The organism is Pseudonocardia bannensis (assembly GCF_012911875.1).
Lineage (GTDB): Bacteria > Actinomycetota > Actinomycetes > Mycobacteriales > Pseudonocardiaceae > Pseudonocardia > Pseudonocardia bannensis.
Map to the genome: position 1 here is coordinate 26,552 of NZ_JAAXKZ010000055.1, position 9,690 is coordinate 36,241.

General features: G+C 70.9%; 8 protein-coding genes. 7 read left to right on the top strand and 1 reads right to left on the bottom strand.

The genetic code is table 11. From position 1 onward, the window contains the following. Positions 1-173 precede the first annotated feature (173 nt). The 4 genes from HF519_RS15925 to HF519_RS15940 all read left to right on the top strand — a co-directional run bounded on the left by HF519_RS15925 (position 174) and on the right by HF519_RS15940 (position 5,437). Positions 174-1,583 carry an amidohydrolase family protein gene (locus HF519_RS15925; RefSeq protein WP_211170100.1) on the top strand — a complete coding sequence of 470 codons (1,410 nt, stop codon included), beginning with the start codon at positions 174-176 and terminating at the stop codon, positions 1,581-1,583. A gap of 66 nt (positions 1,584-1,649) precedes the next feature. Next, positions 1,650-2,519 carry an FAD binding domain-containing protein gene (locus HF519_RS15930; protein WP_169413734.1) on the top strand — a complete coding sequence of 290 codons (870 nt, stop codon included), beginning with the start codon at positions 1,650-1,652 and terminating at the stop codon, positions 2,517-2,519. A gap of 67 nt (positions 2,520-2,586) precedes the next feature. Next, positions 2,587-3,111, top strand: coding sequence for a (2Fe-2S)-binding protein (locus HF519_RS15935; RefSeq protein WP_169413735.1), 525 nt, complete (start codon positions 2,587-2,589; stop codon positions 3,109-3,111). Position 3,112: 1 nt separating this feature from the next. After that, on the top strand, positions 3,113-5,437 hold the full coding sequence (locus tag HF519_RS15940) for a xanthine dehydrogenase family protein molybdopterin-binding subunit (protein WP_169413736.1): 2,325 nt from the start codon (positions 3,113-3,115) through the stop codon (positions 5,435-5,437). A 619-nt stretch (positions 5,438-6,056) separates the two neighbouring features. Here HF519_RS15940 and HF519_RS32915 read toward each other — a convergent pair. Continuing rightward, positions 6,057-6,710 (bottom strand): transposase, encoded by a 654-nt coding sequence (locus tag HF519_RS32915; protein WP_169413737.1) that lies wholly within the window; start codon positions 6,708-6,710, stop codon positions 6,057-6,059. A gap of 575 nt (positions 6,711-7,285) precedes the next feature. Between HF519_RS32915 and HF519_RS15950 the strand changes: the two genes are divergently transcribed. The 3 genes from HF519_RS15950 to HF519_RS15960 all read left to right on the top strand — a co-directional run. Then, positions 7,286-7,648 (top strand): ArsR/SmtB family transcription factor, encoded by a 363-nt coding sequence (locus HF519_RS15950; protein ID WP_169413738.1) that lies wholly within the window; start codon positions 7,286-7,288, stop codon positions 7,646-7,648. 71 nt (positions 7,649-7,719) lie between these two features. Beyond that, positions 7,720-8,208, top strand: a complete 489-nt coding sequence (locus HF519_RS15955; protein ID WP_308258921.1) for an NADH-quinone oxidoreductase subunit B family protein — start codon at positions 7,720-7,722, stop codon at positions 8,206-8,208. After that, positions 8,205-9,690, top strand: a 1,486-nt coding sequence (locus HF519_RS15960) for a proton-conducting transporter transmembrane domain-containing protein (protein WP_169413739.1), incomplete at its 3' end; no start/stop codon positions are given. The genes HF519_RS15955 and HF519_RS15960, both read left to right, overlap by 4 nt.

A 9,690-nucleotide genomic window follows, 5' to 3' on the forward strand; every position in this document is an offset into this window, starting at 1 on the left:
GTGGGCCGCTAGGGTGGCAACACGCTGAACCGGAGAAGTCCAGGCGGACGAATAAGCATAGGACGTCTGCGCGGACAGTCGCGACAACCTCCAACGCTTCGGACACGCGGCCCCAACCACGTCGGAGGCTCGTCGATGAGATCGCTCCCCGTCGCCCGCCCGTGGAGCCGCTCGTGACGGCCCCGGTGACCCTGCTGTCCGGCGGCACAGTGGTGACGATGGACCTACACCGCCGGGTGATCGAGGACGGCGCGGTGGCGTTCTCGCCGGCCTCCGGGCACCTGCTCGCCGTCGGGCCCGCAACGCAGCTGCGCGCGGACTACCCGACGGCGGAGCTCGTGGACTGCGTCGACCGGATCGTCCTGCCCGGCTTCGTGAACACCCACACCCACCTGTTCCAGACCTTGCTGAAGGGACTCGGCGACGACCGGGTGCTCGCGGACTGGTTCACGGCCATGACCGGCCCCTCCGCGGTGGAGCTCACCGAGGAGGACTGCTACGCCGCGGCGCTGCACGGCTGCGCCGAGGCGTTGACCACCGGGACCACGACGCTGGTCGACTTCATGTACGTGCACCCGCGGCCCGGCCTCGGCGACGCGGTGGCCGCGGCGATGGACGAGGTGGGCATCCGGGCCGTCATGGCCCGCGGCTACGTCACGGCCGGGACCGACGTGGGCGTGCCGACCGAGCTGGTGCAGACGCTGGACGTCGCGCTCGCCGACGCCCAGCGGCTGATCGACCGCTGGAACCGACCCGGCTCGCGCGTGCGGGTCGGCCTCGCGCCGTGCATGAGCTGGACGGTCGACGCGGCGACGCTCCGCGAGACCCGGGCGCTCGCCGATGCGACCGCGGCGCTGGTCACCATGCACCTCGCCGAGTCGCCGTTCGACGTCACCGAGTCGCAGCGCCGATTCGGGATGCGCGATGTTCCCTTCGCCGCCGCGACCGGGCTGCTGGGCCCCGACCTTCTCGCGGTGCACTGCGTGCAGTGCGACGAGCACGACATCGACCTGCTCGCCGCGCACGACGCGAAGGTCTCGCACAATCCGTGCAGCAATCTCTACCTGGGCTCGGGGATCGCCCCGATCCCGCGGATGCAGCGCCGCGGTATCACCGTCGGCCTGGCCTCCGACGGGCCGGCGTCGAGCTCGAACCACTCGATGCTGCAGGCGATGAAGTTCGCCGCGTTGATCCACAAGGGCGCGTTGCGCGATGCCGAGATCATGACGGCAGAGAAGGCCCTGGAAATGGCGACCATCGACGGGGCCGCGGCGCTGGGCATGCAGGACGTGATCGGCTCGCTCGAACCGGGAAAGCGGGCCGACGTCGTCGTGGCCGGGCTGTCGAGCCTGTGCCTCACCCCGCTGCATCAGCCGGTGTCGGCGCTGGTCTACAGCGCACGCGGGGACGAGGTGGACCGCGTGTACGTCGATGGCCGGCTGGTGGTGCGCGGCGGCGCACCGGTGCTGGTGAACCCCTCGGAGGTCAGGCGGCGCTCCGCGGCCGCGGCGAGCGCGCTGACCGACCGGGCGGGAACCGCCGCGCTGGCCAGGCGGGCCTGGCGCTCGATGATCGTCTCTTGACCGGGAACTATCCGCAGACCAGCACAGCGAACGCCTTCGGGCGAGACGCACATGGAGGTTCTGAGTGTGAAGCCGGCACCGTACGACTACTACGACCCGACGACCGTCCAGGAAGCGATCGGGCTGCTCAACGAGTTCGGCGACGAGGCGAAGCTGCTGGCCGGCGGCCAGAGTCTCGTACCCATGCTGAACTTCCGGCTGGCCAGACCGAGCCAGCTGGTCGACATCAACAACGTGACCGAGCTGGACTACGTCCGTCGCGACGACGGCGTACTCGTCATCGGTGCGCTGACCCGCCATCGCAGCCTCGAGCAGTCCGAACTCGCCGACGGCGCGTGGGCGCTGCTGCCCGAGGCGCTGCACAATGTCGGGCACGTGCACATCCGCAACCGCGGCACCGTCGGCGGGAGCCTCGCCCACGCCGATCCCGCCGCCGAGCTCCCCGCGGCGGTCAGCGCCCTCGGCGGGCGCATGGTGCTGCGCGGCAAGGACGGCGAGCGCGAGGTCACCGCGGACACGTTCTTCGAGGGCTTCTTCACCACGGCGCTCGCGCCCAACGAGATCCTGACCGAGATCCGGATCCCCGCGTGGCCGGCCAGAAGCGGATCAGCGTTCCTCGAGGTCAGCCGGCGGCACGGCGACTTCGCCCAGGTCGCCGTCGCCGCAGCGATCGCTCTCGGTGACGACGGGCGAGTGATCCAGGGTGGGCTCGCCGTCGCCGGCGTCGGCGGCGAGCCGGTCCGCGCGTCCGCCGTGATCGACGGGCTCGTCGGCGAGCAGCCGACCTCGCAGCTGATCGGGGAACTCACCGAGGAGTTCGTGGCCGAGCTCACGCCCCCGTCCGACCTCCACGGTTCGGCGGACTACCGCCGGCAGCTCGCCCGGCACCTCGTTCCCCGTGCCCTCGACGAGTCCGTACGCCGAGCCCTGGCCTGACTGGCCTGAGTCCCGACGGCGTGACCACATTCCATCCGGTCACACTGTAATCAGACGTGGAGGCACCATGAGCAGGAAAGTAGACGAAACAGCGGTCGTCGCTGGCGCGGACTCGACGACCGAAAGATCGATCACCGTGACGGTGAACGGCGAGCGTTTCGAGCGCACCGTTTCCGTCCGCAAGTCGCTGGTCGACTTCGTGCGGGAGGACCTCCGCCTCACCGGCTCGCACGTCGGTTGCGAGCACGGCGTGTGTGGGGCGTGCACCGTCCTGGTGGACGACGAGCCAGTTCGGGCATGCCTGATGCTCGCGGTCCAGGCCAACGGCAAGGTCCTGATGACCGTTGAGGGCATCGCCGGCGAGGACGACGAGCTGCACCCCGTCCAGCAGGCGTTCTGGGAGAACCACGGCCTGCAGTGCGGGTTCTGTACCCCGGGGATCCTGCTGACGACATACGACTTCCTGCAGGAGAAGAAGAACCCCACGAGCGGCGAGATCCGCGAAGCGCTATCGGGCAACGTCTGCCGGTGCACCGGCTACCAGAACATCGTGCGATCGGTCCAGGCGGCCGACCAGGAGTGGGAGCGCTGACATGGGTGTGAAGATGGTGGGCGCTCGCATCAAGAGGGTCGAGGACCCCCGCCTGCTGCGCGGCGAGGGAGCGTTCGTCGACGACATCGACCTCCCCGGGGTCCTGCACATGGCGGTCCTGCGCAGCCCGCATGCGCACGCCCGCGTGCTGTCGGTCGACGTCGGCCCTGCGCGCGAGCTCCGCGGTGTCGTCGATGCGTTCTCGGCAGCCGACCTGGGGCCGGACCCAGCCGCGATCCCCGTGCTGTTCCCGGTGGAAACGTCCCGCGACACGCCGCAGTACGCGCTCGCCCGCGACGCCGTCCGGTACGTCGGTGAGGGCGTCGCGGTCGTGGTCGCGGAGAGCCGGCACGTCGCCGAAGACGCGCTGGAGCTGATCGAGGTCGAGTACGAGGTGCTCGACGCCGTGGTCGACTCCGCCGCGGCGATCGAGCCCGGCGCGCCCGTGCTGCACGCAGCCGCGCCGGACAACGTGGGCGCTCGCCTCGTCTACTCGGTCGGCGATGTCGACTCGGCGTTCGAGAAGGCGGATCGGGTGGTCAAGGACCGCCTGGACATGCAGCGCTACACCGGAATCCCGCTCGAGACCCGTGGCGTGGCGGCAACCCGCGACGCCGTCACGGGTGAGCTGACGATCTGGGCGTCCAACCAGTGGCCGCACATCCTGCGCGGGATCGTGGCCGGCATCCTGGGCATGCCCGAGCGGTCGGTACGGGTGATCACTCCGGACGTGGGGGGCGGCTTCGGCACGAAGGCCGAGGTCTATCCCGAGGACGTCCTGGTCCCGTTGGCCGCGAGCAGGCTCGACCGGCCGGTGAAGTGGATCGAGGACCGGAACGAGCACTTCCTGACGCTCGTGCACTCCCGCGAGCAGACCCACGACCTGGAGTTCGCGTTCGACGCCGACCGGCGCATCACCGGCCTGCGCGCCACGCTGATCACCGACATCGGCGCCTACCAGCGCACCCTCGCTGTGATCAACTCCTCGTTGGCCGGCACCAGCATCGCCGGGGTCTACGACATCCCGAATGTGCACGTCGAGGTCATCTGCGCGGCGACCAACAAGAGCCCGGCATCGCCTTATCGCGGCGCCGGGGCTCCCGAGTCGGCGTTCGCCCGGGAACGCCTGATGGACATCGCCGCGCGGGAGTTGGACATCGACCGCGCCGAACTGCGCCGTCGCAACCTGATCAAGCCCGAGCAGATGCCCTACGACACGGGCATGGCCTCGGTCGAGGCGGCGGTGGTTCTCGACAGCGGCGACTTCCCTGCCGCGCTCGACGAGGCGCTGAAGATGGTCGACTACGACGGTTTCGCCGAGAAGCAGCGCACCGCGCGCGCGGACGGCCGGCTGATCGGGCTCGGAATCTGCGTCTACCACCAGCTGGCGGGCACCGGGCCGTTCGAGGGCGCCAGCGTCAGGGTCGATCCCTCGGGCCAGGTGACCGTGAACTCGGGTGCGGCGCCGCAGGGCCAGGGCACGGCGACCATGCTCGCCCAGATCGTCGCGGATGAACTCCAGGTCGACCACGAGTCGATCAAGGTCGTCTTCGGCGACACCGGCCGGATCGGCTTCGGCGTCGGCACGTTCGCCAGCCGCAACGCCGTGATGTCCGGGACTTCCGTGCTGATGGCGGCGACGAAGGTGCGCGAGAAGGCGATGGAACTCGCGGCGCACCTGCTGGAGGCCAACGTCAACGACCTGGAGCTCGAGGAGGGCCACGCCCAGGTCAAGGGCAGCCCGCAATCCAGGCTGAGTCTCACCGAGATCGCCGCGGCGGCCGCGCCGGGCGGCAGCCGCCCGCCGGGCATGGAGCCGGACCTGGAGTCGGTGCAGTACTTCGAAAACCACGCGGCGCCGTACTCCTTCGGTGTCCATATCGCCGAAGTCGAGGTCGACCGCAACACGGGGTTGGTCGAGATCTCTCGGTACGTCGTCGTCAACGACGCCGGCGTAATCATCAATCCGATGGTGGCCGAGGGGCAGATCGCGGGCGGTGTCGCGCAGGGTCTCGGCGGCGCGCTGATGGAGGAACTCGTCTACGACGCGCAGGGACAGCCGCAGTCGGCGTCCTTCATGGACTACATCCTTCCTGGAAGCCTCGACGTCCCGGAGATCGAGGTGGGGCACCTGCACAGCCCATCGCCGCTGAACCCGCTCGGGGTCAAGGGAATGGGCGAGGGCGGGGCCATCGGCGGCCACAGCGCCGTCGCCAACGCCGTGGCGGACGCGATCGAGCACCTCGGCGTGCGGGTCACGAAGACCCCACTCAAGCCATCCGTCGTCTGGGAGCTGATCCAATCGGCCGGCCAGCAGGGACCGTGAGCGTGACGCCGCGCCCGACACCGCTGTTTCATCGACCTGCAGCAGGAGTGGTGGCGGCGCAGCTTCCGCAGCTCATGGCCGGTTCGGGACACGTGATGTTGTGATGTGGATGGCCTCTTCGGCGGCCTCGGTGGGGGGCGCGGCCACCATCTCGAGGACCGGGCACGGTCCCGTGGGCGGCGCTGTCGCTGACAGCGTCGCCCACGGCCGCCGGGCAGGACCAGGGTGCCGGCCACCCCGCCGCGGTCGGTCAGGGTTGCGCGCTGCGGGATGACGGTGGGAGCTCGGTCCAGCGCGAAGCAGTGCCCGCGCACCTCCTTGACGATGAGGGTGAGCTCCGCCCCGTACGCGTTCTGGAACGCGGCGACGGCGTCGAGGGCGTGGCGACGGTGCTCGTCCGAGCGGATGTCGACGTGGATCCCGTCCGCCCACGGAGAGACGTAGTCCAACCCGACAGATCCCGCTGCGGGAACGCGCGCTGCTCGGCCTTCCGGATCTCGGTCAGCCTGGTCATCGGGGCCGAGAAGCCCGGCCGAGGAGCCGGCCCGCCGCAGGCTGGAAGCTCCGGTCGACAGACCTCCGGGTGCCGGGCCGCGCCGGGCGTGGCCGAGGTTCTCCTTCACGGCGGCTCAGGGATCGTGGTCAGCGGCCGGCGGCCTGGTCTGGGGTGGGGAAGGCCCCGCCGGATCCAACGAGGCTCTGACGCACGTCCGTCGTGGCGACCAGGCGGCCCTCGTGAAAGACGCGGGTCGGCGCCTGCTGCAGACGCAGCACCTTGGACTGCGGCCGGTGCGCCCTGGCGGATCGCTTCGGGATAGGAGGCGGAGCCGTCTCGGCAGACGATCTCGACGCCGGAGTGCTCGCGCAGCCACTGGGCCAGGATGGCGGCCTTGCGGTCGGGCAGCACGTCGACCCGGCGGTGGGTGACGGCGTCGATCACGACCGTGGCGTAGCGGTGTCTGCGCCGCAGTGCGACGTCGTCCACAGCGAGCACTCGTGGAGTCGGCGCCGGTGGGATCGGCAGCGCCATGAGTACCCGCAACATCGTCGAGCGGGAGGTGGCGATCCCCGGTCCGGCCAGCGCGGCAGCACCGGCTCGACCGGCAAGGGTGATCGCCAACTGGGTGAGCGTTGCGGTCAGCCGTTGCGTGCGTCGGGCATACCGTGCGGCCAGCGCGGGCACCTGCTCGCGGAAGCTCAGCTGCGGGCAGTCCGCGTTGTCGCACGCCAGGCGTCGGACCCGCAGTTCGATGACGACGCTGCGGCCGGCCACGGGGAGATCAGCCAGGCAACGCACATGCCAGGCGTGTTCGTCGTGAGGCGTGGCCACAGCGTGGGCAGACCCCGTCAGGGACGGTGGTCCGGGCGCGCAGCCGCACAACGGCGCCGGTGTCATCGACTTCGTCGATGACTACCGCAGACAGCTCGGGGAACAGAACAGCGGCAAGATCACGAACGCACGGGCAGTGACGATCACAGACCTACACCATCACCCGAACGGGACACGCCGGGCCGACCACCTCTTCTGAGCCAGAGCCGAAGATCAGACAGTCCCGACCATGTCCGTTTCGTCCCCTTGCTGACGCCGGATACGGGCTGTTGTCCGAGGTTGAACCCGCCACTTCGTCAGCCCAATCGGGGGGTCGCCGCCTGCATGTGTTGAAGAGTTGCTAAGATTCGCAATCATTGGTTCACGCGGCCGGTGGCCGGGCTGTTCCATGGTTCTTCAAGTACGCGTGAAGCCTTGCCAGCGAGGAGTCGGTACGTGACGGCATTCCTGACGGTGTCGACCAGTCGCCGGGACGAGTGCTGCGGCGGGCCATGCGGTGACCGAAGGGGGCAGTGGACGTGAGCAGACCCCTGTATCAGCTGAAGGCGGAGTTCTTCAAGACGCTGGCGCATCCGGCCCGGATTCGGGTGCTGGAGCTGCTGGTCGAACGTGAGCATGCGGTGGCGGAACTGCTGCCGGAGGTGGGAATCGAGCCGGCGAACCTGTCGCAGCAGTTGGCGGTGCTGCGCCGGGCCGGGCTGGTGGTGACCCGCAAGGAGGGCTCGACGGTGTACTACTCGCTGACCAGCCCCGAGGTCGCGGAGTTGCTGGCGGTAGCGCGGAAGATCTTGACGTCGGTGTTGACCGGTCAGGTCGAGTTGCTGGAGGACCTGCAGGGTCCCGGTGACCGGGTCGCCACGTCGCCGGCACGGCGACGCTGAGCTGCGGCCGTCCCGCCCGCCCTTCTCCCAGGCGGGATGGCCGCTTCCCTGTGATCGAAGGCGGTTCGTAGGTGGTGCTGGGTCTGTGGCGCAAGATTCGCGGCGTCGGGCCGGTGGCCGAGCCGCCGCCGCCCCGGCCCGACGGTGATCGGCCGGCGGTGGCGGCGGAGCTGGGCGGTTCGGTGCAGCTCCGCCACGTCGACGCCGGTTCGTGCAACGGGTGCGAGGTGGAGCTCGGGTCGGCGTTCGGGCCGGTGTATGACGCCGAGCGGTACGGGGCCCGGTTGGTCGCCTCGCCCCGGCACGCCGATGCGTTGCTGGTGACGGGCCCGGTGACGCGGAACATGCAGGAGCCGCTGCGGCGCACCTACGACGCGGTGCCCGCGCCGAAGCTGGTCGTCGCGGTCGGGGACTGTGCCCGCAACTGCGGGGTGTTCGCCGGCGCGTACGGGGTGGCGGGCGCGGTGCGGGATGTGGTCCCGGTGGATCTGGAGGTGGCGGGCTGCCCGCCGCGGCCCGAGGCGATCGTCGAGGCGCTGCGCACCGTGACCGGTCGATGAGCCTGGTACAGGCGGGCCTCACCCTCGTGGTGGCCGTGGGCGCGCTCAGTGTGGTCGCGGCGCTGCTGGTTCCGCGGGCGACGCGCCCGGCAGCGGTAGGCGGGGGGATCGCGCTGTGCGGTGTGGCGGGCGTGGTGGCCGGGACGGCGGCACTGGCCGGGCAGGGGTGGTCGGTCGCGCTGCCGGGGCTGCTGCCGCTGGCGGGTGTGGTGCTCACGGTGGACGCGCTGGGCGGGGTGTTCCTGGCCGTCGTCGGTGCTGTCGCGGTGGCGGTGGGGATCTACGGGGTCGGGTATGCGCGCCACGGCCTGGACGGCCGCGGGGTGCAGGCGGTGCTGCCACTGTTCGTGGTGGCGATGCTGCTGGTGCCGGCGGCGGGCAGCGTGGGCACCTTCTTGGTGTGCTGGGAGCTGATGGCGGTGGCGTCGCTGCTGCTGGTGCTCGCCGAGCACCATCGGCGCGACGAGGTGGCCTCGGCGGCCCGCTGGTATGCGGTGATGACGCACCTGGGGTTCGTGGCGATCCTGATCGGGCTGGTGGTGCTGGCCGCCCGCGCCGGGAACGACTCGTTCCCGGCGTTGCGCGCGGTCGCCGGGCAGCTCTCGCCGGGCACGGCGGGGCTGGTGTTCGTGCTGACCCTGACGGGGTTCGCCTCCAAGGCCGGGATCGTGCCGCTGCACGCCTGGCTGCCGCGGGCCCACCCGGAGGCGCCCAGCCACGTGTCGGCGCTGATGTCGGCGGCGATGGTCACCATGGGCGTGTACGGGATCGTGCGGGTCGGGTTCGACCTGTTGGGCGGAGGGCCCCGCTGGTGGTGGCTGCTGGTGCTGGTGCTGGGCGCGGCCTCGGCGGTCTACGGGATCCTGCAGGCTGCGATCGGTACGGATCTCAAGCGGCTGCTGGGCTACTCGACCACCGAGAACATGGGGCTGGTCCTGATCGGGGTCGGCACCGGCGGGCTCTTCGCCGCGGCCGGGAACATGGTCCTGGCCGGTTTGGCGCTGACCGCCGCGCTGCTGCACGTGATCAACCACGCGGCGTTCAAGACGCTGCTGTTCCTGGCGGCGGGCTCGGTGCTGCACGCCACCGGCAGCCGGGACCTCGACGCCCTGGGCGGGCTGCGCACCGGGATGCCGGCCACGACCGCGGCGTTCGGGCTCGGCGCGCTCGCCGGGTCGGCGCTGCCTCCGGGCACCGCGTTCGTCAGTGAGTGGCTGCTGCTGCAGGCTCTCGTCCATGGCCTGTCCGCGGGCGGGGTGTCCACGGCAATCGTGATGCCGCTCGCGGTGGCCACGGTGGCGCTGACCGCCGGGCTGGCGGTGGCGACGTTCGTCAAGGCCTTCGGGATCGGGTTCCTGGCCCGGCCCCGCTCCGCGGCGGCCGCGGCGGCCCGGGAGAGCCCGCCCAGCATGCTGGCCGGGATGGCCGTGGCCGGTGCGGGCTGCGTGGTGTTGGCGCTGCTCCCGGCGCTGGTGCTGCCGG

Bases quoted from the DNA above. Each gene is read 5' to 3' on its own strand.
- HF519_RS15935 (WP_169413735.1), top strand. From the start codon at position 2,587: ATGAGCAGGAAAGTAGACGAAACAGCGGTCGTCGCTGGCGCGGACTCG.
- HF519_RS15940 (WP_169413736.1), top strand. From the start codon at position 3,113: ATGGGTGTGAAGATGGTGGGCGCTCGCATCAAGAGGGTCGAGGACCCC.